Genomic DNA, 22,440 nt, shown 5'->3' with positions numbered 1-22,440 from the left:
TAGGTGTCCGTCCATGCTGCGCATCAGGAACGCTTGTAGATCTCGCGCATGACATGGCGCAGTTCGGGCAGGATCAGCCGTTCCATGGCCAGCTTGATCGCACCGGTGGAGCCGGGCATGGAGAAGACAGCAGTACTGCCGATCGTCCCGGCTATGGCCCGGCTGAGCATGGCGGCAGAGCCGATATCTTCGGTGAAGCTCAGCAGCCGGAAAATCTCTCCGAAGCCCGGCAGCGACTTGTCCAGCAGAGAGGCTACGGCCTCATAGGTGGTGTCACGGGGGGAAATGCCTGTCCCTCCGGTCAGAAGCACAGCTTCGATGCCGGAATGTACCGAGCTTTTGTAGACCAGCTCCCGGATATCCTCATAATCATCCTTGACAATGGTACGGCCGATTACGGTATAACCGGCGGCTTCCAGCAGACTCTGGATCAGCGGCCCTCCGGTGTCCGTATCGATGGTCCGGGTATCCGAGACCGTTATGATGTAGCAAGCGACTGAATCCGGGGCTTCGCTCCGGTGTTCTTCGACGGATGATATACGAACCAGCTCCTTTTCTTATCTGCTGTGCAGCTTATATTTCTCATGATAGGGGATGGAAGCAGCAATAACAAGCTCCGGGGGAAGCTGCTGTAAGCCTCCATAGGCAGTGCCGCCTTGCACAGAGGCGGTCATTGTAGTACACTCGCTACCATAACCGATTGAGGCAGGGAGAGAGCAAACTTGGAACAGTCATTACCAGTATATATCTTGTCGGGATTTCTCGGCAGCGGCAAGACCACATTACTACAGCGTCTCTTGGATCATTGGAACCTTCAGGGCCTGCGGCCGGCTGTAATCATGAACGAGCTGGGTGAGGTGAATCTGGATGGCTTACTGGTGGAGCAGTCTGTGCCGATGGCAGAGATGCTGGGCGGCTGCATCTGCTGCACGAGCAGGGGCGACTTAAGTACGGAGCTGACCACGCTGGTCAAGAAAGAATCGCCGGATGTAGTTATCATCGAGGCTACGGGCGCAGCCAACCCGCTGGAGATTGTGGATGCCGTAACGGAGACCTCTCTATATCAGCAGGTGGAGCTGAAGGGGCTGATTACCGTCGTCGATGCCGCCCATCTCCTGGAGCTCTACCGCTCCCAGCAAGGGGCTACCTACCGTCTGATGCAGGAGCAGATCCGCTGTGCATCCGTCCTGATCCTGAACAAGACAGACCGCATTCAAGCCGCAGAGATTGCAGAAATCTCGGAGGTATTGCGCAAGTGGAACGCCTACGCGGGGATTCTGCCGGCGGTACGTTGTGGACTGGAGCCGGAAGTGCTGCTCGGTAGTGTGGGAGCCGTTCATATGGAAGACCGGCCCGCCGGGGAAGCGGGGGACAACCGAACTGAGGGAGCGATACACGCCTCACATGATCATGTGATGGCTTATACCCATTATTTCCAGAATCCCGTGAACAGCGAGGAATTCGAACGGTTTGTGAAGGAGTTGCCGCGCGATGTGTACCGGGCCAAGGGGATCGTAACTTTTACCGATACCTCTAGCCGGTTTCTGTTTCAGTACGCCTACAGGGAGGCAGATTTCATGAGAATTACGCCTCAGGGCGAGGTGCCGGATGTTGCGGTATTCATCGGTGAGCATTTCTCCTCCGGTGAGCTGCGCAAGGAGCTTCTGCGCCTGGAGAGACGTCTGCTGACCAGACCCGCAGCGGTCAAACGAAGCCTATAGTTAACAATCTGCAGTTCCTTATGAATGGTTCGTTCTTATTCTTGCAGGTTAATACATAGGCATACCCTATACTAATTGCAGGAGGTTGTAAGGCTATGACCCGAATTCAATATCAGGAATGCATTAATGCTTTGATTAAATGTATGGATGCCTGTAACTATAGCTATGTCTCAAGCCTCAAGGAATATGATCTGGCCGATCTGCGGGAAAGCATCCAGCTGGACCGTGAATGCGCAGATATCTGCTCCTTCGCTATTCAAGCGATGACCCGCCGAAGCCCGTTCGTGGCCGAAATCCTCAAATTATGCGCTGACATCTGTGACCGCTGCGCGGACACGAGCAGCCGTCATAAGCATAACCATTGCCAGGATTGCATCGATACCTGCCGCAATGCAGCCATGGCCTGCAGAAGGGTCAGTGAAGCTGTTGAAGTCTACGCCTGACATCACCCTTTAGGACTAACATATACTGCATTGAATACTTAACAGGAACCAGAGCGGCTGCAGACTTTATTCTGCACAGTTCTGGTTTTTTTGATGTGAAATGGATGGAACCGGGAAATTAAAAAGGAGAATAAAGGCATTCCGGCGAATGTTACATAAGAGAATAATCAGGCTGCCGTTCTGTGCGGCCCATAGGCATGCACGAATGGAAGGAGGCCTGAAAGCCACGAATGCATCACCTCTAATTACAATTATCGAAGGAAGCAAGCGGTATGGAAGCCGCCCGGTACTGACCGGGATATCGATGACGGTTCTTCCTGGCACGGCCACGGCTCTGGTTGGCCGCAACGGGTCCGGCAAGAGTACGCTGTTGTCCATCCTCGCGGGACTGCTGAAGCTGTCCTCCGGCGCTCTAACCTGTGACCGTCAGGCGATAACCACAGGTTATGCACCGGAAGCATTTCCCGGCTTGAAGCTCACCGCCGAAGACTATCTGCACTTCATGGGCCGGATTGCCGGACTCTCCGAAGCGGCTTCGGCGTCCCGAATCAACGAACTGTTGCAGTTGTTCAGTCTCGAATCCTCCCGCAGCCGCAAGCTGGCAGGCTTCTCCAAGGGGATGCTGCAGAAGATTAACCTGATCCAGAGTCTGCTGATCCGGCCACAGCTGCTCCTGCTTGATGAGCCCATGTCGGGACTGGATCTGCCGGCACAAGATAAGCTTATCGATATTCTGCTGGAGTTGAAGGCGGAGGGGACAGCACTCGTCTTGTCCGTTCATGAACCGCAGATCATCGAAGCTGTCGCGGATACAGTATATGTATTACATGAAGGGCAGACCATCCGGACGATTCATGGAGCGGAGAAGCTGAAGAGTGCTCCAGTAGTGAATATCGTCTATACAGCTCTGCCGGGACAAGCCCAGCAGGCTCTGGAAGCCTTGCCTGGAGTCATCCACGTGCTGCCGGAGCCGGACTTCGCCAGTACAACTAGTAGAGGGTTGACTGTAGATCAGCAAATGTCAGATACCTGCCTGAAGCAGATTCTTGCAGCGGGCGGTTCTATAGTTTCGGTGAAGCCTCTCGGGGGATTAAATGACCTGGCCGAGTGGATGGAACCCAAGGATCAGAGCGGGAGTGAACGCGGGTGAAAGGGCTAATCGGTTATTTTTTGCACAGTTATACAGTCTCCCAGCGGTTCTTCGGACCCGTTGCCGGCATTATGATTGCGGTATTAATTCTGTATTCCTATAAGCCTAACCCGGTCATGAGCAGCTACTCGGCAACGGCAGTCCTTCTATTCGTAGCCTGTGCGTGGCTCGGCCTAAGCTTCCTTAACCATGAGCAGGCGGTGCAGAAGCAGGTGGTTATCGTTCAGCTCCGTAGTGCCCGCCGCTACAGTATGGGCGGTCTGCTTACAATGATCTTGCTTACGCTGCTGCTGGATGTAGTTATTGTTATCTATCCGGTGTTGGCCGGAAGCTTCCAAGAACCTGCCGGACTTCAGCGGATCTTGCTTGGTTTGGCCGGACATGCTCTAATGGGACTATTAGGGATCACTCTATCCTTGTACCTGCAATCCTCGTGGGTACCGCGGGCTGGATATGCGGCCGGAATGATGCTGATTCTCCTCATTCTATCGATTAGCGCCGGTAAAGTGGCTGAAGTGGTGCCTGGGCCTGTTGTGTCCATTCTCCTGCCGCCGGTATACCCGGTCATGGATCGAATGATGAATGCTGAGACTCTGCCGGTGTCCTCCGTGCTAGGAGCCTATGCCCACGCATTGGCGTACATAATATTGCTTGCCGGATTCTACATTTACCGTTCCGGCCGCATGGACTATAACAAAACAAACTGAGCTGTGTCCTTTGAACTTGAAGATCTACAATTTGAAAAAAGTGACGGAGGGGAAATTTGGAACTGTAGGAGCGGTAGCGTCCGCCTGAAAGCTTTCCGTAGGAAAGCTCGCATCGTAAGCATAGGCTTGGTTTGGATTTCTACTGCGGCCAGCAGCTTGAATCGGGAAATCCAAACATAACAGCGGCCGGAAGTCCAAATGTTCACCGCAGTAACGGCCATTCCAAAATAGAACGATAGTTATATCTACACAGATCAAATAACCAGATTAAGGACGGGAGGAACGATGAAGGATACACAAATACCGGAGAGTGAACAATCCAAAGAGCTATTTGCCTATTTCGGGCTGGCTGTGTACTATTGCCAGGCACTGGAGCAGCAATTAACGAATCTGCTGCTCCTGACGAAGCTGTCGCAGGGCAAGACGCCAACCGATGCCGAAATCGCAGAGTTGTATCAACGCAAGCTTAGCAATTCACTCGGCCAACTCATCAAAGAAATCCAGCATCACTTCCCCTTCTCTGAGGAAGAGACCAGTCAATTGCAGGCCGTATGGAAGGAACGCAACTATATTGTCCATGATTACTTCAAGGAACGGATTCAAGAGACCTTCACTCCAGCCGGCCGGGCCCATATGATCCGTGAACTGAAACGCTTCAAGAACAAGGCAAGCCGGCTCGAGATTAAGCTGCAGGGCTATTGTACAGAGATGTACAGCAAGCTTGGTCTAGAGGAAGAGCATATCCAATAAGGCATCCAATAAAAGATTGCTAACCTTATCAGAAGCCTCCCCCTATGGCAGCAAGACTGCGCCAGAGGGGGAGGTTTTTTTGGATATATAAGTTTATAGGCACTTTCATATGTTACCGCATTTGCTACGGTCCTGCTGAAACGGTAGCGTTCCTGAAATGTATGCGGAAACCGAACACAATGTGCTGGTGTGGAGGTACGTGGGGGGAGTTGCTGACGGAGAGCCGCGAGGGGGAGAAGTACCCCTGAATTCAGCGGATCTGGGCAAAATAAGCAATTAAGGGCACTAGTGCTCCTGAATTCAGCAGATACAAGGCAAACGTGCGAATGTAGAGCACTAGTGCCTCTGAATCAATCGGATACGAGCCAAACGCCCAAATGAGGGGCACTAGTGCCCCTGGATCAGTCGCATATGAATCATACGTGCGAATGAGGGGCAGTAATACCCCTCATTCGCAGATTGCCCCTGAAGTGGGTGGATGAGTAATGGTGAGAGGTAGTCCACACAAGCTGTGTGGACCGTATAAGTCCCGACATCCTCCACCCGCTAGGGTATCAGATGATTGTATTAATTAGACTTTACAGGCGTAGCAGACAGCGCCTCCTCCAGCTCCTGCAGCCCGCAGGAGTGAACGACATCCGGCGCGAAGCGGATCGCGCTGGCCCCGGTCGAGCGTTGCAGCGAGGAGAAGGCTCCGGTGAGCGCGGGGAGCATGGTGCGTTCAAGCGTCTCCCCGTCCTCCCACCACCAGCGGACGATAGTCAGAACACCGGTCTTCCTATTCATCACCGGCTCCAGCCGGCCGATGAAGCGGTCGCCGTAGAGGAGGGGGAGGACATAGTACCCGTATTCCCGTTCAAGCACTGGCTTATAGACCTCCCAGCGGTATTGGAAGTCGAACAACTGGAGGATCAGCTCTCTGTCCCACAGCAGATTGTCCAGCGGGGCCAGTGCCGCCGCGAAGGAGGCCGCTCCTTCAGCATGACCGGCCCCGCCCTCATTACCAGCCTGAGACCCTGCTGCGGACTCATCTGCACCCGTAGTATCATCTTCAAGCAATACGGCTTCAAGCTCAGGGACGTCTGCTGTGCGGATGTATAGCGGGAGCTTCAGTCCGTCCACCTGTACCTCGCGGAGCAGGTCCTTCTGCAGCAGCCGCTGCACAGCCGCAGTCCGCTCCTTGCTCTTCAGGCCTGCGATGCCAAGCCAGCCGTCCCCCGACCGGTTCCATTGCAGGCCGATACTGCCGATCCGGCGCAGCACATACCAATCGTGATGCTGCTCCAGCGTCTCGTTAGGATCGCTTGCGCTAAGCAGTTCAGGAGGAAGCAGCTTGGCCGTGAAGTCGTAATAACGGCGGGTGTGCACCCGGTGATGGATGGATAGCTCGCCCCAGAAATACATGCTCTCCATAGCAGCCCGGGAGAGTCTTGCCGGAGCCCAGGACCAGTCGATCTTCTCTTTGCTCGCAAGGTCCAGTGAAGAGAGTGGTCCGCGTGCATCCAGCTCCGTGCGGACATGAGTAATCATGGCCGCCATGGCCTCGTTATGCTGATGCCTGGCGGCAGCTTCCCGGCGCCGCTGGAAATACGGCCAATCCTCTGTACAGTAAATCGACATGTTCTTATCCCAGCCATCAATCAGCAGTCTGTCCTTATATAGCAGCTCATTGGCCATCTCGGGCACGAAGCCGGGGATTCTCGCCTGAAGCACCAGCTCGTGGTTATGTCCGGTTATGCTGAGCGGATCATACTGAATACAGCCTACATGCCGGACGAAGTCATAGATGCTCTGCTTGCCGCCGGTCAATCCGCCGCTGACGAGCCGCTGATGGTGCAGCAGGAAGAGGCGGGCTTGCCGTTTGCTAAGACTGTAGGTTATCATCATCTTCACTCCATCCATAATATGTATTGCTCTATTATACAGAACAAACGTTCTGATATCAAGTGAAAGACACCCCCTGCTGCATAGCTGCGTCAGGGGGTGTTCTTGTTTCAATGTATAAGTGGTATATGCGGTTGCCAGCCATTGAACTTAATTTGCTGTATTCAAGCAGCCGCCTAGATCTGTTCCAGCGATGGCCGGAGTCCGGCGGCAGAAGCGTGGCCCCCGGACTCCGGAGCCGGCTCGCCCGGGCCGTTCCCGGCACCTGCACCAAGCTGAAGCTGATACATGCGGAAGTATCTGCCGCCCTGCGCCATCAGCTCATCATGGCTGCCGCGTTCGACAATCTGACCCCGGTGCAGCACCAGAATCTGGTCCGCACTGCGGATGGTGGAGAGCCGGTGGGCGATGATGAAGGTGGTCCGGCCCTTTTTCAGCACCTCCAGCGCCTGCTGGATAATGCTCTCGGTCTCGGTATCGATGTTGGACGTTGCTTCATCCAGAATCAGGATCGCCGGATCGAAGGATAACGCTCTGGCGAAGGAGATCAGTTGCCGCTGTCCGGCGGACAGGGTGCTGCCCTTCTCGATGACAGGTTCATCGAATCCTTGCGGTAGATGGGCCAGCAGTTTATCGGCTCCTACCTCGCGCAAGGCACGTTCGACACGCTCTCTAGAGATCCGTTCGTCACCCAGACTGACATTGGAGGCAATGGTACCGGTGAAGAGGTAAGGGTCCTGAAGCACGATGCCCATATGACTGCGCAGCCATTGCTTCGGCAGATCCTTGACCTCTTGCCCATCGATCGTTATGCTTCCTTGCTGCGGATCATAGAAGCGGAACAGCAGGTTGATGATGGAGCTTTTGCCGGAGCCGGTATGGCCGACAAGGGCGACGGTCTCGCCCGGGCGCGCCTCGAAGGAGATATCGCGCAGGACGAAGTCCTTTTTATAAGCAAAGGAGACATCCTTGAATACGACATTTCCCTTGTAACGCGGCATCGATCCGTCTGTGACCGGCTCTCCAGGCTCATCCATCAGCGTGAAGACGCGGCCGGCGGAGACCATTGAGCTGTCCAGATTCGCCAGCTGGTTGACCATGCCCGTAATCGGCTGGAACATCCGGCCCAGTACATCGACGAAGGCATAGAGGACGCCAAGCGATACGAAGGTTGAACCGTCCAAGCTGCCGAAGCCGAAGTACCACAGTACCAGCACGAAGGAGAGGCTGCGCAGCGAGTTCACCAGGTTGTGGGAGGTGAAGGCGTTGAGGTTCAGCATTTTGTTCTGATATTTCAGATAGTCGTCGTTGAGTTGCTCGAATTCAGCACTACTCTGCTTCTGGCGGCGGAAAATCCGGATGATTGACATTCCTTGAATCGATTCGTTGATAATGGCATTAATCTCACTAAGCCGCGAGCGGATGATCGTGTTGTATTTGGTAGCGATTTTGCGGTACAGCACGATCCAGAGAATAATAATCGGTACGACGAACAAACTGACCAGTCCCAGCTTCACATCGAGCAGGAAGAGGGCCACATACACACCGGTGATATTGATGATACCTGTAGCGAAGTTGGATAATACGGCAATGAACAGATCCTTGACCGCTTCCGTATCGTTGGTTACCCGGGAGACTACCTTACCGGCAGGCAGATTATCGAAGAAATAGACCGGCAGGCGCTGGATATGGGCATAGACATCGGTCCGCAGCTTGCGGATGACCTGATTGGCAGACGATTGCAGCCAGTAGGTTTTGCCGAATTCTGCAATAATGGAGATCACAAGGAACATGGCGTATAGAGCAACTAACTGATAGATTCCCGGAAGCTCCGGTTTGTAAAAGGAAAACAGATCACCAGCCGACAGCTTGACGGCCGGATAGACCGTCGTCTGCTCGCCGTATTTGATCTGGAGCTTCCCGTCCGCGAAGCTGCGCTCGCCTTCGGCCTTCGGTACAGCTTCATTGATGAAGTAGAAGCTTCTGCCAGCCTGAAGCAGGCGGACTTCCTGGCCCTTGGCTTCACCTGTGGCAAAGCGGTCACCGCGTTTGTAATAAGTGTTGTTATATTCTGCAGCATCCTCCGGCGAGGCTGTCTGGAAGTAGGGCTTCTCAATCGCAAGCAGATGATTGTCAATCATGCTCTTGGCGATAAAAGGCCCTGCCAGCTCAGCCGCTACTCCGATGGTCAGGAGCAGAAGGGCGGCGATGAAGGTCTTTTTGGCGGTCAGTGCATATTGCAGCAGACGTTTGCCTGTACTCTGTGTCAACGGTGACACCTCCTGTATGGGGTTATTCATTCGTCAGATTATTCTCGACCTGCTGGCGGTCGAACTGCTCACGGTACCAGCCGCCGAGTTCCAGCAGCTCCTGGTGAGTTCCTTGTTCTGTAATATGTCCGTCTTCGAGGACAACGATCAGATCGGCATGCTCAATCGCCGAGAGGCGATGGGTGGAGATGAGGGTGGTTTTGCCGCTGCGTTCCTCGCGGATATTCTCGATAATCTTTGCTTCTGTGCGCGCATCAACGGCGGACAGGGCATCATCCAGAATCAAAATATCGGGATTCGAGATGAAGGCGCGCGAGATCGAGACCCGCTGCTTCTGTCCCCCGGACAGGGAGACGCCGCGTTCGCCAACCATCGTATCCAGCCCGTCGGACAAGGTGCCGAGGTCATTCTGGAAGGCAGCGGCGGTAATCGCCTGCATGATCCGCTCATCGCTGGCCCCGGAATGTCCGAACTGGATGTTCTCGCGTACCGATTTGGAGAAGAGGATCTGTTCCTGCGGAACGTAGCCCATCCAGCTATGAAGCTTGTCGAGGGCGATCTGGGTGATCGGCACACCGGAGATCAGAATCTCGCCTGTGCCAGCCGGGTATTCATGCAGCAGCTGCTTCAGCAGCGTCGATTTGCCGCTGCCGGTCCGTCCGACCACGCCAAGCGTCTGGCCCTGGGAGAGGGACAAGCTGACTCCGCTGAGATTATTGATGGTAGAGGTTGGATACCGGAAGGTTACATCTTTCAGCTCGATGGTGGTTGGCTGGGCTACGGGAACCGGATGAGGTACATCCTTAACATCAGGCTTCGCATTCAGCGTCTCGTCGATCCGCTCCAATGAAGCGCCGCCGCGCTGCATGATATTAATCAGCTCGCCGATGGCGAACATCGGCCACACGATCATCCCGAGATACATATTGAACGATACCAGATCGCCCAGCGTAATCTGATTGCGGAATACGAGATAAATTCCGTAGGTCAGAGCGATGATATAACTGAGGCCCACGAACAAGCGGATCGTCGGCTCGAAGAAGGCATCGACCCGGGCAACCGCCATATTTTTGCGGTACACATCATCTGTAATGTCAGAGAAACGCTTCTCATCGTGCCGCTCTTGCACATAAGCACGGATGACGCGGATGCCTGATACGGATTCCAGTACTTGGTCGTTCATGTCACCGAAGGCATCCTGCGCCAGACTGTAACGGTCGTGGATCGCTTTGCCGTAGAACACCATGGCTACCGCAATCATCGGGAGCGGGATGACGGCGGCCAGTGTCAGCTTCCAGCTGACCAGGAACCCCATGGCGAACAGGACAACCGTGAGATACACGGTGGAGTCGACAAGGGTGAGCATCCCGAAGCCCACGGTGGCGGATACCGCCCGGATATCATTGGTGGCACGGGCCATCAGATCCCCGGTGCGGTTACGCTCGAAGAAGGCAGGGGTCATCGTCATGAGATGATTCATGAAGCGCGAGCGGAGCAGTCGCTCCACCAGATTCGATCCCCCGAACAGCTTGTGCATCCATATGTAGGTGATCCAGTAAATGATCAGCAGCATAAGTACGATCAGGCCAATGTATTTCATGAGTGAACCTGCGGTGATGGCACCGGTGACGATTTCGTCAATGGCGTTGCCGAGCAGGCGTGGAGGCAGGAGTTCTAACACACCTACCACAATAAGAAGGATGAGGCCAATAGTATAGCGCCTTTTTTCCCGGCGGAAGAACCAGCCGAGATTTCGGAGTACGGAGAACAAGGTAAATCCCTTCCTTTCGTGCTTGGAGTAATTACTAAGTTAGCTTGTTTAACGGAACATTCATGGACACTTTGCAGCGGATCATGACCTCACAGCACGCGAAAAAGCGTACCATCCGAAAACGGATGATACGCCTGTAATTGCGGTTATCATGTCCACGGTGCTATAAGCAGCACAGAGACATGTGAGAGATAAGTTAAGCCTGTTCTCATACGTTACGCGTAATACGCATGAACCTCAGGAATTCTCCACTGCTCGGGCTGCTTCGGTATTCAGTTGGGTATAGTTTTCTACAATAGTGGCGAGGTATACCATATCCATGTTTAGCACCGAGATCACCCTTTCTTCATTTTGGTAATTACTTGAAGACGTTTCGTTATGTTCCGAGTTTATCATCACACTTTAAGAATTGTCAAATTTAATTTTGCGGCGCGGCAGGAGTTCTGGCAGGAGTGCTGCAGTGATTTGGTGAATTGAAGTTTTTTGAGTATGATTGGGGTAGAGGGGAGGAGTGGAGAGATGAACATATTAATTAGTCCGGAAGCAGCCGCCTGGTTCAAAAGAGAACTGAGCCTCCAGGAGGGTGCATATATCCGGTTGTTTCCCCGGTACAGCTCAGGCGGGGGCCTGCATCCCGGCTTCTCACTGGGTATTGCCACCGAGCAGCCTGGACGTCCTGCTGTGCAGTTCGGGGAAGGCGGCTTGACCTTCTATATGGAAGAGCAGGATCTGTGGTACATGGAGGGGTACAATCTGTCGATTGTCTATTCGCAGGCGGACGATGACATCGATTACAAGTATGAGCCTGTGCCGGTGGCATAAGGGGTGAACTGGCGCGAATGGCAGATCCCGGCACTGCCGGGAATGCTGAACAAGCCCTTGCCGTCAGGCAAGGGCTTGTTCCAAAATATAAGAATATATAGGTTTCACACAATAACTTATCCTTCTATTTCTCGCTGAAACGGTACCGTCCTTTAAAAGGACGGCCAAGCCGTTTCCACTTGTACGCACCAGGAAAGCGAAGCTGCCCGCTGCTCAGGTGACGCGATTAGTGCGAGCTGCGGAAGTTTTCTTCCTCCATGGCGAACTCGAAATCATCAATATCATATACCTGGACGGGAACTCCGCCTTCGATGATGCGCTGGATCAGCTCGAACTGGTCGGTCAGAATCGGCACCTTCTCACGCTGGGAGGCCAGCAGCAGCTCTGTCTCAATCGGATCGAACGCTTCTCCGTAGGAGGCATTGTCGATACTGTTGATGATGGTAATCTGCGCGTGTCCGCCGAGGAGGATGCCAGAGCTTTTGGCCCAGGGGATATTTAGGCAGCGGTTGATCTTCTTGGCATTCAGCGGCTCCTCGAAATAGTTGATCAGCTCGCGGATTCTGAGTCTGACATGCTTGTCGTCATCCGCCTGGCTCATCACCGGCTCATCGCTGTCGCGCAGCTCGTATAACTCCATAATTGTGGTATAAGGGACTATATATTCTACAGGGCTCCGCGGGATGAGGAGCTGGCCGTAAATCGCCATCATGACGGCTTCCGTCACAAATTGTCTGGGCATCATTATCCTCCTGAATTTCGGTACTGCAACCGTAACTGTTTAAAAATAATAAAACACTGCAGCGCGCAAATGTCAACTGTACCCTGATGAAGAATGAATTGGAAAGGACCTGACAAGCCGTGAAATCTTGGAAATCTTATTATACCTTTGTTCGGCCTTATATGAAATGGATTGTGCTCACTCTCATCATCGGGATGGTCAAATTCAGCATTCCGCTGACGCTGCCGATGATTCTGAAATATGTAGTCGATGAGCTGCTGGGCAATCCGGCACTAACGATAGCGGAGCGGGTCTCAAAGCTGATGACCGTGATCGGCGGGGGCCTGATTCTGTTCGTGATTGTCCGCGGGCCGGTTGAGTATTACCGCCAATATTTCGCCCAGTTGATTACGAGCAAGGTGCTATTCGATATGCGCAATAAGCTCTATGAGCATCTGCAGCGGCTGTCACTGCGTTATTACCAGAATACGAAGGTGGGCGAGGCCATCTCCCGGTTTATTAACGATGTGGAGCAGTCGAAGAACCTGGTTGAGGTCGGAATGATGAATGTCTGGCTGGATATGTTCACCCTGCTCTTCGCCCTGGGCTTCATGCTCTATCTGAATCCGGTGCTGACGCTGGTGGCGATTGCGATTCTGCCGCTGTATGGCATTGCCGTCAATACGCTGTACAAACGCCTCAAGGTGCTGACCAAAGACCGGTCACAGGCACTTGCCGTCATTCAGGGCTATCTGCATGAACGGATTCAAGGGATTGCGGTCATCCGCAGCTTCACGATGGAACGGGTAGACCTGCAGCAATTCGAGGAGATCAACGGCAAGTTTCTGCAAAAAGCGCTGGCGCAAACACGGTGGAATGCCTTCACCTTCGCTATTATCAACACCTTGACCGATATTGCACCGCTGCTTGTCATCGGATACGGGGGATACCAGGTCATCCAAGGCAATCTGACGCTCGGAACCTTCGTGGCCTTCTTCGGCTACCTGGACCGGATGTATGCCCCGCTGCGCCGGCTGATTAACTCTTCGACGGTGCTTACCCAGGCCTCGGCCTCTCTGGAACGTGTGCTGGAGCTGCTGAATGAGCCGTATGATATTGTCGATGCTCCGGACGCGAAGCCGCTGCTGAAGGCAGCCGGGAAGATCGAGTTCAACAAGGTGTGGTTCAAGTATAGCGACGAGCATGAGTGGGTGCTGCGGGACATTAATCTGAGTATCGCTCCGGGCCAGACGGTGGCTTTTGTCGGGATGAGCGGGGGCGGCAAATCCTCGCTGATTAGCCTGATTCCCCGCTTCTACGACATCAGCGAAGGCAGTCTGCGCATGGACGGCCACGATATCCGCGGGCTGACGCAGGAGAGTCTGCGGCGGACGGTGGGCATGGTGCTGCAGGATAATTTCCTGTTCAGCGGCTCGGTACGCGACAACATCCGGTTCGGGAACCCGGAAGCGGGGGAAGAGGAGGTCATGAAGGCGGCGGTAGCCGCGAATGCCCACGACTTCATCATGCAGCTGCCGGAAGGTTATGATACCGAGGTGGGGGAGCGTGGGGTGAAGCTGTCCGGCGGACAGAAGCAGCGCGTGGCGATTGCACGGGTGTTCCTGAAGGACCCCAAGGTGCTGATTCTGGACGAAGCAACCTCCGCGCTGGATCTGGAGTCCGAGCATCTGATCCAGCAGGCGTTGCAGTCCCTCGCTTCCGAGCGGACGACGCTGATTGTGGCCCACCGGCTGTCTACGATTACCCATGCCGACCAGATTATCGTGCTGGAGAACGGTGAGATCACCGAACGCGGCACCCATGAGGAGCTGATGGGACTTGCGGGGAGCTACGCCCGGCTGTTCAACGTTCAGCGGCTGGATGCTTAGCGCGTCTATACTATTCTTATTCAAATCAAACAGGCTGCAGTTCCACCCGTATAGGTGGACTTGCAGCCTGTTTCGTCTTGCCTTGGACTTGAGGTTGATCTGGACTTACATCCGGCCAATCAGCAGCGACAGGATGCCTGCAGCAATTAGCGGTCCCACGGGAACGCCTTTGAACAGAGCCACGCCAAGGACAGTTCCGATGAGTAACCCGGCGACGATGGTCGGTTGGCTGCCCATGAGCACGGCTCCGCGACCGCCCAGGTAAGCAACCAGGACACCAACTCCGATGGCGGCCAGGGATTTCCAGTGCAGGAACGACTGTCCGATGGTCTGGAGGGAGATCTTCCCGCTGGCGAGCGGCGTCATGACCCCGATGGTCAGGATGATAATGCCGACGGTCAGCCCATATTTCTCCAGCCAGGGAAAAGCCTGCTGAAATCCCAGCACACGGATCAGCAGCAGCACGACCATGGCAATGGTAATCGGCGAGTTGCTGCTGATGACACCGAGCGCTGCCAGACCCAGCAACAATAACGAGGTTATATCCATAGCTTGGATACACTCCTTCTCTTAAGTAAGCCTTGTGCTCACAATATGATCGGCAATCAGCTTGCCGTGCCCCCGCCCGCTCTCGATGAATACCTCGTTGGCATTCCGTCCGGAAGCGATAACCCCGGCGACATAGATGCCCGGTATATTACTCTCCATTGTGGCGGGGTTAAAGGCTGGCTTATCCATAGAGTCATCCATCTGCACCCCGGCAGAGGTGAGCAGGGCCCTGCTGGGGCGGAAGCCGGTCATCGCCAGCACAAAGTCATTATCCAGCTCGGTAGGTTCCCCGCTCACGGAGGAGGTTACCAGGACCGAGGCCGGGGTGATCTCCGTGACGCGCGATTCGAGATGCAGCGTTATGCTCCCCTTTTGCACCATACTCTCGAAGATCGGGCGCACCCAAGGCTTGATGTTGTCCGAGATACTGCTTCCCCGGTAGACCATATCCACCTTGGCGCCTACCCGCAGCAGCTCCAGCGCAGCGTCCACCGCTGAATTACTGCCCCCGATTACAGCCACCTTCATGCCGGAATAAGGATGTGCCTCGCCAAAATAATGCGTGACCTTCGGCAGCTCCTCCCCGGGAATCCCGATCAGATTAGGCTGGTCGAAGTAACCTGTAGAGATGACTACGTTCGCTGCTCTACGTTGCTGTTCCTCGCCGCGCTTGTTGACCGTATGTACAACGAAGCTGCCATCCTCCTGCGGCAGAACGGACAGCGCTTCTTCATAAGCGGCAATCTCTAGCTGATGCTGCGCGGCAGCACGGCGGTAGTAGACCAGCGCCTCATGGCGGTAGGGCTTGTCGTTCGGAGAGGTGAAGGGCACATCTCCAATCTCGAGCAGCGGGGTGGTGCTGAAGAACTGCATGTTGGTCGGATAGAGGTAGATGGAATGGACAATGAAGTTCTTTTCCACAATCAGGCTGGAAAGCCCTTGGCGCTGGCATTCGATGGCTGCAGACAGTCCGCAGGGACCGGCGCCGATAATAATAACGTCTAGCATAATATCTATGTCCTCCTAAGGTAGTATTCTATTCAGTAAATGGTACCTTATATTTTTGTTTTTTGCCATGGCCGGTGAATTCCGCAAATTGGGGATTGATCAGATGTCAAGATGGGTATATAATTAGATATATATCTAAAATGAAAATTGGCAGCCCCCCCCAACTGCCTTACGAATATCCGTAGGAGTGTGATCCCGCTTGCAGTTAGACAAAATTGTCGCCTATCACAAAGCTTTATCCGATCCCACCCGGCTGCGCATTCTTCTACTCTTGTCCCGGGGCGAGGTTCACGGTCACGCCTTAGCCGAGAAGCTGAATCTGTCTCAGCCTACGGTGACCCACCATGCAGCCAAGCTGCGTGAAGCCGCTCTCATTCAGGAGCGCAGAGACAAGAACACTGTATATTTCAAGCTGAATCCCGAGTTTATCCAGTCAGGCTCTGAGGCCTCGCTGAAATTTATTTTTGCAAAGGGGGTGGAGGAGATGGAAGAAGAGTCGCCTGAACACAGTCTGAAGGAGTCGGTGCTCCGTAATTTTTTTGCCAAGGACGGACGCTTGCGCCAGATTCCCGCACAATACAAGAAGAAATTAATCGCGCTGCAATATATGGTGGAGAAGCTCGAACCGGGTGTGGTCTATTCGGAGAAAGAGATCAACGAGTTCATTAAGCCGTTCCATGATGATTATGCCACAATCCGCCGCGAGTTCATTATGCACCAATTCATGTACCGGGAGAATGAGCGATACGAGCTCAACCCGCCCGAACTCTGGACTCGCTGGGAAAATGTCAAATAATGAACTAATAAATGGGGATTTTTTATGACAAGTGCGAAACTGCTGATTAATTGTTCAAATAACGAATAAAATGGTATTGTAAGCGTTATCTGACAAAAGCTTCGAAAGGAGACCTTCAGTATGATATTCAAACGTGCCAAAAAAAACTTGCAACCCAATTATCCAACCGTTACCTTGCCGCAGATCAAGCAGGCTGTAAGGCAATTTGAAGAAGATATGCCCGCTCCCATTAACCGTACCGCTCTGATCCAGGAAGATAAGAGTATTGACCTGAACCGGCTCAAACGATATTTAGGCGGGGTCCCGCAGCAGAAATTCTATATGTCGAGCGAGACCTTTGAGATTTTTGAAGAATCTGACAAGCTGGTGCCGTACTACCTCGACATGGTTCAATCGGCGGTAGACAATTATATCAGTGACACCGGCAAGCTGCCGCTGCTCGAAGATGCCTGGCTCCCTGAGGTTCATTACCGGCTGTTGTCCACCGAGCGTTATCTGAAGGAGACACCGCCGTTCCCGCTATATATTACCGACGAGGAAATGATGCTGACGCACCGGGCAGAGCATTTTGAATCCTGAAAGCTCACGTACCTGATTCCCCCTATACAGGCCATTCTGACGAAGGAGAGGTTGTCTTTCCGGGCAGAATGGTCTTTATTTTGCGACACGGGGCGTAGTACAATAAGCATCTGGTGTTTTATCGCAGAAATGGACGACAGAAGGGGAGCGTATACATGAGAGAGGTACGAGCTTTGCTATTTGATCTGGACAACACCCTGATGGACCGTGATCAGACCTTCCGCAGCTTCAGCATGAAGTTTGTGCAGGATTTCCTGGAACATCTTAGCGAAGAGCAGGCCGTGCGGGTGGTGGAGGATATGATTATCAGGGATGCCGACGGATACCGGGATAAGGACGGGTTCTTCGCGGAGCTGAGCGAGGTTCTGCCTTGGGAGAAGGCATTGACCGCTGCGGACATCCGGGCCTATTATGACGAGACCTATATCCGCCACGGGGCGATGATGAAGCATGCGGTGGAGACGCTGGAGTATTGCCGGGACCGCGGATATCCGCTGGGACTGGTCACGAACGGCGGCACGGATATTCAATATGGCAAAATCGATCTGCTCGGACTCCGCGGCTACTTCCGCACGATCGTCATTTCGGGCGAAGCCGGGATCAGCAAGCCTGATCCTGCGATCTACCGGTTAGCCCTGGAACGTCTGGGTTCCACGGCGGAACAGACTATATTCATTGGGGATCATCCCGTGAATGATATCTGGGGGGCAGCGCAGAGCGGGATGGATACGATCTGGCTGAAGCGCAATCATGCCTGGGATGAATCACTGAATGTGAAGCCGGTTGCGGTCATTCAGGAGCTGGACGAGCTGCGGGGCATTATTTGAGAAAGTTAGGGCCTGCTGTTGACAAACGGCATTCGGGCCGTATATTATAACAGCATATTATTTCGGAAGGAGACGATGTCAAATGGCAGTTTATACTAGCGGTTCAGGATTGGTTGCAACTGTTGTGGATACGTGTCTTCCGGGAAATGCGGCTGTGGAGTAGTTATTAATCCCCAGCTTCACAAGCAAGCTCTATGATGCCTTCTAGAGCCGCCGGGAACCGTATCGGTTCCGGCGGCTTTTTTGCGTGTGCAGGTCTGCTGCATCACGCCCGAAATAGCGGGGTCTACTCTTTCTCGCGAAGAGAGAGTAGCCTCCGCTATTCTGGAATGACTCTGCCCAGCGGGCGGTTCTTTGCTGTATAGCAGCATAGAACCGAATCGCAGCGGAGTCTGCCTCTGCCGCCGGAACCTTTGGGTTCCAGCGGTTTTTTTGTGTACGCATGTGGAGCCAATGCTGCCCGGAGATACATGGATTTGTAGTAAGCGGAGGTAGGAGACGCACTTAAGAAATTAACAAAAAGCAAAAAGAAACGGAGGGGAAATTTGGAACTGGAGGAGCGGTAGCGTCCGCCTTTGTGTTTGGATTTCTACCGCGAGGAGCGGTTTTAAACCAAGAAATCCAAACACAACAGCGGCTGGAAGTCCAAATGTTCACCGCAGTGACGACCATGCTTCGAGTTTTAATCTTAAGTGCGTCTTAATAAAGAAAGATAATAACCCATTCAGGAGGAAATACATGAATATCGATATCAAGCTTGAACAGTATGGCTGGAATGAAGAATGGAACAGAAAATGGACAGATAAGCTGCGGCTGCTGGACGACAGGAAGTATGCAGCGGGCCGGATTGCCGGAGATTTCGGCAGTAAATACAGAGTAATTACCACAACAGGTGAAATATGGGGTGAGCTGTCAGGCAAGTTCCGGCATTCACTGAGCGGTTCCGGCGAATATCCGGCGGTAGGCGACTGGGTGGTACTGGCGATGCAGGATGGGGGAGCGCATGCTGTGATCCATGGCGTGCTTCCCCGTCACAGCGTCATCTCGCGTAAGGTGGCGGGCCCGACGCAGGAGGAGCAGATTGTGGCTTCCAATGTGGATACCTTATTCCTGGTCAGTGCACTGAATGATGATTTCAATGTGCGGCGGATGGAGCGTTATCTGATTATGGCGTGGAACAGCGGGGCGAATCCCGTCATTCTATTGACTAAGGCAGATCTGTGCACTGATGCGGAGCTGAAAATGGCCGAAATGCAGCAGGCGGCTCCCGGTGTCCCGGTCCATGTGGTCAGCGCCTTGCTGGGCGACGGACGGGAGGAGCTCCAGCCCTACATCAGCAGCGGCCAGACGGTAGCACTGACCGGTTCGTCCGGCTGCGGCAAATCGACGATGGTCAACTGGCTCAGCGGCCGCAATCTGCAGCTTACCCAGGATGTGCGGGAAGGGGACAGCCGCGGACGTCATACGACTACACACCGCGAGCTGTTCGTCCTCCCGGACGGCGGAATCATCGTCGATACGCCGGGAATGCGCGAGCTGCAATTGTGGGAGGATGACGGCGGACTGGACCTGGCGTTCGGTGAGATCAGCACCCTTGCGGCGGAATGCCGCTTCAGTGACTGTACTCATACACGGGAGGAAGGCTGCGCCGTGCTTGCGGCGGCCGCAAACGGTGTGCTGGACGGAAAGCGGCTGCAGAATTACCACAAGACGCAGAAGGAGCTGCAATTCCAGAACAGCAAGGAAGCGCGACAGAAGCGCAAGACAGCCGCCGCATCCACCAAAAGCACCCCGCCCCGTGCGAAGGGCAAAAGCTGGCAGCGGGTGCTGGACGAATATTAAGCGGCGATGAAATCCCAGGGCGTTGTAGAAGCATGGAAGCTAGCATGGGAACAGGTATTAAAGTTTGCATAACGGAATAAGCTTGTTGGATGCTGAGGATTGTGTAAGTAGGAGCTACGGCATCCGGAGATTAGTTGGAAAAACGTATCTTAATTTGGTGACTCATGAGCATTTTGGGAAATTAGGTGGATAAACGTCACTTGTTACACCGCTAATACCTCAATTGGGAAGAGTTGCAGGAGATCAAGTGTCTTTTATCCAACTGTTCCCTAGCTTGAGGCTACTTATTGAATAGCAAGTGGAGAAAATCCACCTGCTTCAGCAACTGTTATAGCAGTGGCAAAGTTTCAAACACTAAAAAAGCAGCGATTCCCGTTATTTGGAATCGCTGCTTTCCGTTTTTGGTTTTTTAAAAAGAATGTTCGCATCCCGCTTAAACAGCACAGCGATTGGAACATCGGTCCGTTCGCGGAGCGTCCAACCAAGTACTCACGTTGATCCAACTCCGAAATAAAGAGCTGCCCCAAGTATGGACAGCCCCTTTTACGTATTAATAGCAGATTAGAACGATGCTGCTGCTGTCTTAGCCAGTTGCAGGCCGGAAGCGATAATGTCAGCGGATTTGTCCGGGTTCTGGTTGTGTCCTTCGATGATTACCTGTGTAGTTTCCTTGAAGCCCCAGAAGTTCAGGTTGCCCATGATGAAGTTAACAGCCATTTCAGCACTTGCGGCCGGGCCTTCGGAGTACACGCCGCCTCTGGCGTTCAGAACAGCTGCTTTTTTACCAGTCAAGAGTCCTACAGGACCTTCAGCAGTATATTTGAAGGTAGTTCCAGCCTGGTTCAAGTAATCGATATAAGTGTGCAGTACAGCCGGAACGGTCATGTTCCAGAGCGGGAAGGCGAATACTACTTTGTCAGCAGCCAGGAACTGGTCCAGATATTTCTTCACAAGTGCGGCGCCTGCTGCTTCTTCAGGAGTAGCTTCGAAGCCTTGAGCGGCTTTGTATACACCAGTGATCAGAGTGTTATCGTAGTATGGAAGCTGTTCAGCGAACAGGTCGAGTTCAGTGATCTGGTCCTGCGGATGAGTCTCCTTGTAGCTGGACAGGAATTCGTTGTAGAGCTGAACACTTACGGATTGCTCGGCAGGGCGGTTATTAGCTTTGATAAACAGTACATTAGACATTATGATTTCTCCTTAGATATCTATTTAATATTAACTATCGATAATATAGCATTTAATTTTTAGTTTGTAAATATCCGTCGGATAAAATTTTTATTCTGCCTGCAGAAGCTGCTATCCTTCGCAAATGTACCATATCTTCTATAACAGCTCTCTAATACGCCCGAGAACGGTCTATATGTAGTATTCCTAATTTCGCAAGCGGTGCAGGCGCAGCCAGGGACAAGTTTAAGGTATCAGCGGCCCGGTTATATAGGTGATATAAGGAGAAGAGGAAATGATTCCCTCTCCAGATCACGGGACTAAGCCCCCATTTAAAGGAGCGATTGACATGTCCATTGACCGTTTCATCCTGAAGAAACTGGACAGCTGTCACGAAGAGCATACCCGGCGTAATCTGGTGAAGTTGTTCAAATTGCGAATTAAAAAGGCGGAGAAAGAGGAGAACCGGAACCTCCGGATTGGCTGAGTGCCGGTATAATGTTGAGTGTTAAGCCCCCTGTAAACCATAGACTAAGCGCATCCCTCACTTGTAGGAATGTGCTTTTTTACATTATAGGGGGCTGTTTCAAAAGTGAATTCTTTGAGCGGCGACAGTCACTTGCAGAAATCTCCGGAACTCAAAGTGGTACCTCCATTTTACCAAAATGAGCGATTTTTTGTTTCTTTTTATAGATGGACAAGTCGTTTTTCGCTCAAACAGCGGAGCGGACGGAACGACCCGCGGAAAAGCGGCAGCGGTCGCCTTTGTGTCCGGATTTACACCGCTAAGGGGAATGGAAAAAATCTGGAAACAACAGCGATTGTAACAACGTTCCGTTTGCGGAGCGTCCATCCAAGTGCTCACGTGGATCCCACTCCGCAATAAAGAGCTGTCCTAAGTCTCCATTTCATGGCTTTAGACAGCCCCTCCTGCTGTGGAAAAGGTGAGCGTACATATGTAAATAAGAATTTTTGGAAAGAATCATAGAGTGACTTTGATACTGAATGTGACTGAAGGCTGAATGTATGTGAAAAACAGCATACATCGTACTCGCAAGCAGGCAGATGGACCAAACGTATGTGGAAAAAAGCATACATTGTCTTCGCGCGAAGGTAATCATATTCATCCGCAAAAAAAAATATCCCTCTGTTTAATAGAGGGATAAGGCCAATGAATCATTTTCACTGTAACTGTGCAATATAGCTTCTGAGCCTTTAATTTCGATACTGATCAGGGAATTCAAACAGGTCTGCAGGGCGTTTTTGCCTTTTTGAATTTTGAGTTCAAGGGTGCTGTTTAGCAGTCGAAGTACTTTTTGGGTCGGCTGTTTGTTTTCTGTTGTGAAATATACAGGGACAAGCTTGTTTTGAAATGTGATGAGCATTCTCATTTTGAAAACCACCTCGCTAAAAGTATTTCATGGTATTGATCTTACCCTGTGTTTCTTAATTTTACCTTAAAATTAGCTTATGATAACATAAAGATTGCAAGTTTTATAGTTTTGCTGTTTTTTTGAAAGCCACTCATTTACATTAATACTTAC

21 protein-coding genes are annotated in these 22,440 nt (G+C 52.7%); 12 read left to right on the top strand and 9 right to left on the bottom strand.

What is annotated here, in order from left to right; all coding sequences use genetic code 11:
- Positions 1–23: 23 nt before the first annotated feature.
- Positions 24–539, bottom strand: coding sequence for a MogA/MoaB family molybdenum cofactor biosynthesis protein (locus tag MKZ07_RS09055; protein ID WP_036699087.1), 516 nt, complete (start codon positions 537–539; stop codon positions 24–26).
- 183 nt (positions 540–722) lie between these two features.
- Between MKZ07_RS09055 and MKZ07_RS09050 the strand changes: the two genes are divergently transcribed.
- The 5 genes from MKZ07_RS09050 (at position 723) to MKZ07_RS09030 (ending at position 4,771) form a co-directional block, all read left to right on the top strand.
- Complete coding sequence (locus tag MKZ07_RS09050) at positions 723–1,721, top strand: CobW family GTP-binding protein (protein WP_036699086.1); 999 nt, start codon at positions 723–725, stop codon at positions 1,719–1,721.
- A 95-nt stretch (positions 1,722–1,816) separates the two neighbouring features.
- Positions 1,817–2,164 (top strand): four-helix bundle copper-binding protein, encoded by a 348-nt coding sequence (locus tag MKZ07_RS09045; protein WP_036699084.1) that lies wholly within the window; start codon positions 1,817–1,819, stop codon positions 2,162–2,164.
- 205 nt (positions 2,165–2,369) lie between these two features.
- The gene (locus MKZ07_RS09040; protein ID WP_076158431.1) at positions 2,370–3,314 is read left to right on the top strand and encodes an ATP-binding cassette domain-containing protein; all 945 of its coding nucleotides are present in this window, start codon (positions 2,370–2,372) and stop codon (positions 3,312–3,314) included.
- Positions 3,311–4,021 carry a hypothetical protein gene (locus MKZ07_RS09035; RefSeq protein ID WP_036699082.1) on the top strand — a complete coding sequence of 237 codons (711 nt, stop codon included), beginning with the start codon at positions 3,311–3,313 and terminating at the stop codon, positions 4,019–4,021. Before MKZ07_RS09040 ends, MKZ07_RS09035 begins: the two co-directional genes overlap by 4 nt.
- A 285-nt stretch (positions 4,022–4,306) precedes the next feature.
- On the top strand, positions 4,307–4,771 hold the full coding sequence (locus MKZ07_RS09030) for a hypothetical protein (protein ID WP_036699081.1): 465 nt from the start codon (positions 4,307–4,309) through the stop codon (positions 4,769–4,771).
- Positions 4,772–5,338: 567 nt separating this feature from the next.
- Here the strand turns inward: MKZ07_RS09030 and MKZ07_RS09025 are convergent.
- The 3 genes from MKZ07_RS09025 to MKZ07_RS09015 all read right to left on the bottom strand — a co-directional run bounded on the left by MKZ07_RS09025 (position 5,339) and on the right by MKZ07_RS09015 (position 10,696).
- Positions 5,339–6,658: a winged helix DNA-binding domain-containing protein gene (locus tag MKZ07_RS09025; protein ID WP_341025580.1), complete on the bottom strand. Its 1,320-nt coding sequence runs from the start codon at positions 6,656–6,658 to the stop codon at positions 5,339–5,341.
- Positions 6,659–6,831: 173 nt separating this feature from the next.
- On the bottom strand, positions 6,832–8,925 hold the full coding sequence (locus MKZ07_RS09020; RefSeq protein WP_341025579.1) for an ABC transporter ATP-binding protein: 2,094 nt from the start codon (positions 8,923–8,925) through the stop codon (positions 6,832–6,834).
- 22 nt (positions 8,926–8,947) lie between these two features.
- A complete protein-coding gene (locus tag MKZ07_RS09015; RefSeq protein WP_036699076.1) occupies positions 8,948–10,696 on the bottom strand; it encodes an ABC transporter ATP-binding protein in 1,749 nt (582 codons plus the stop codon).
- A 519-nt stretch (positions 10,697–11,215) separates the two neighbouring features.
- Between MKZ07_RS09015 and MKZ07_RS09010 the strand changes: the two genes are divergently transcribed.
- Positions 11,216–11,518: a HesB/YadR/YfhF family protein gene (locus MKZ07_RS09010; RefSeq protein WP_036699074.1), complete on the top strand. Its 303-nt coding sequence runs from the start codon at positions 11,216–11,218 to the stop codon at positions 11,516–11,518.
- A gap of 226 nt (positions 11,519–11,744) precedes the next feature.
- Here MKZ07_RS09010 and MKZ07_RS09005 read toward each other — a convergent pair whose 3' ends face one another.
- Positions 11,745–12,260, bottom strand: coding sequence for a hypothetical protein (locus tag MKZ07_RS09005; protein WP_036699072.1), 516 nt, complete (start codon positions 12,258–12,260; stop codon positions 11,745–11,747).
- A 119-nt stretch (positions 12,261–12,379) separates the two neighbouring features.
- Here MKZ07_RS09005 and MKZ07_RS09000 point away from each other — a divergent pair, with 119 nt between their 5' ends.
- Positions 12,380–14,128 carry an ABC transporter ATP-binding protein gene (locus tag MKZ07_RS09000; protein WP_341025576.1) on the top strand — a complete coding sequence of 583 codons (1,749 nt, stop codon included), beginning with the start codon at positions 12,380–12,382 and terminating at the stop codon, positions 14,126–14,128.
- Positions 14,129–14,233: 105 nt separating this feature from the next.
- Here the strand turns inward: MKZ07_RS09000 and MKZ07_RS08995 are convergent, their stop codons facing one another.
- Entirely contained in the window at positions 14,234–14,677 is a 444-nt protein-coding gene (locus MKZ07_RS08995; protein WP_036699067.1) for a DUF441 domain-containing protein, read from the bottom strand.
- A gap of 21 nt (positions 14,678–14,698) precedes the next feature.
- Complete coding sequence (locus MKZ07_RS08990; RefSeq protein ID WP_341025575.1) at positions 14,699–15,685, bottom strand: YpdA family putative bacillithiol disulfide reductase; 987 nt, start codon at positions 15,683–15,685, stop codon at positions 14,699–14,701.
- Positions 15,686–15,884: 199 nt separating this feature from the next.
- On the opposite strand from MKZ07_RS08990, the gene MKZ07_RS08985 reads away from it, so the two are divergent.
- From MKZ07_RS08985 to rsgA, 4 genes are all read left to right on the top strand, one after another.
- Positions 15,885–16,481 carry a DUF2087 domain-containing protein gene (locus MKZ07_RS08985; protein WP_036699062.1) on the top strand — a complete coding sequence of 199 codons (597 nt, stop codon included), beginning with the start codon at positions 15,885–15,887 and terminating at the stop codon, positions 16,479–16,481.
- A gap of 120 nt (positions 16,482–16,601) precedes the next feature.
- Entirely contained in the window at positions 16,602–17,060 is a 459-nt protein-coding gene (locus MKZ07_RS08980; protein WP_036699060.1) for a DUF3939 domain-containing protein, read from the top strand.
- A 155-nt stretch (positions 17,061–17,215) separates the two neighbouring features.
- Positions 17,216–17,887 (top strand): HAD family hydrolase, encoded by a 672-nt coding sequence (locus MKZ07_RS08975; RefSeq protein ID WP_341025573.1) that lies wholly within the window; start codon positions 17,216–17,218, stop codon positions 17,885–17,887.
- A gap of 738 nt (positions 17,888–18,625) precedes the next feature.
- On the top strand, positions 18,626–19,729 hold the full coding sequence (rsgA, locus tag MKZ07_RS08970; protein ID WP_235218522.1) for a ribosome small subunit-dependent GTPase A: 1,104 nt from the start codon (positions 18,626–18,628) through the stop codon (positions 19,727–19,729).
- A 561-nt stretch (positions 19,730–20,290) separates the two neighbouring features.
- Here rsgA and MKZ07_RS08965 read toward each other — a convergent pair.
- Positions 20,291–20,917, bottom strand: a complete 627-nt coding sequence (locus tag MKZ07_RS08965; protein ID WP_036699056.1) for an FMN-dependent NADH-azoreductase — start codon at positions 20,915–20,917, stop codon at positions 20,291–20,293.
- A 328-nt stretch (positions 20,918–21,245) separates the two neighbouring features.
- Between MKZ07_RS08965 and MKZ07_RS08960 the strand changes: the two genes are divergently transcribed.
- Positions 21,246–21,383 carry a hypothetical protein gene (locus MKZ07_RS08960; protein ID WP_179090468.1) on the top strand — a complete coding sequence of 46 codons (138 nt, stop codon included), beginning with the start codon at positions 21,246–21,248 and terminating at the stop codon, positions 21,381–21,383.
- 664 nt (positions 21,384–22,047) lie between these two features.
- Here the strand turns inward: MKZ07_RS08960 and MKZ07_RS08955 are convergent.
- The gene (locus MKZ07_RS08955; protein WP_036699054.1) at positions 22,048–22,287 is read right to left on the bottom strand and encodes a hypothetical protein; all 240 of its coding nucleotides are present in this window, start codon (positions 22,285–22,287) and stop codon (positions 22,048–22,050) included.
- Positions 22,288–22,440: the final 153 nt, after the last annotated feature.

It is taken from the genome of Paenibacillus sp. FSL P4-0338 (assembly GCF_038002365.1).
Lineage (GTDB): Bacteria > Bacillota > Bacilli > Paenibacillales > Paenibacillaceae > Paenibacillus_AQ.
This window is presented reverse-complemented; position numbering and strand designations above follow the sequence as displayed.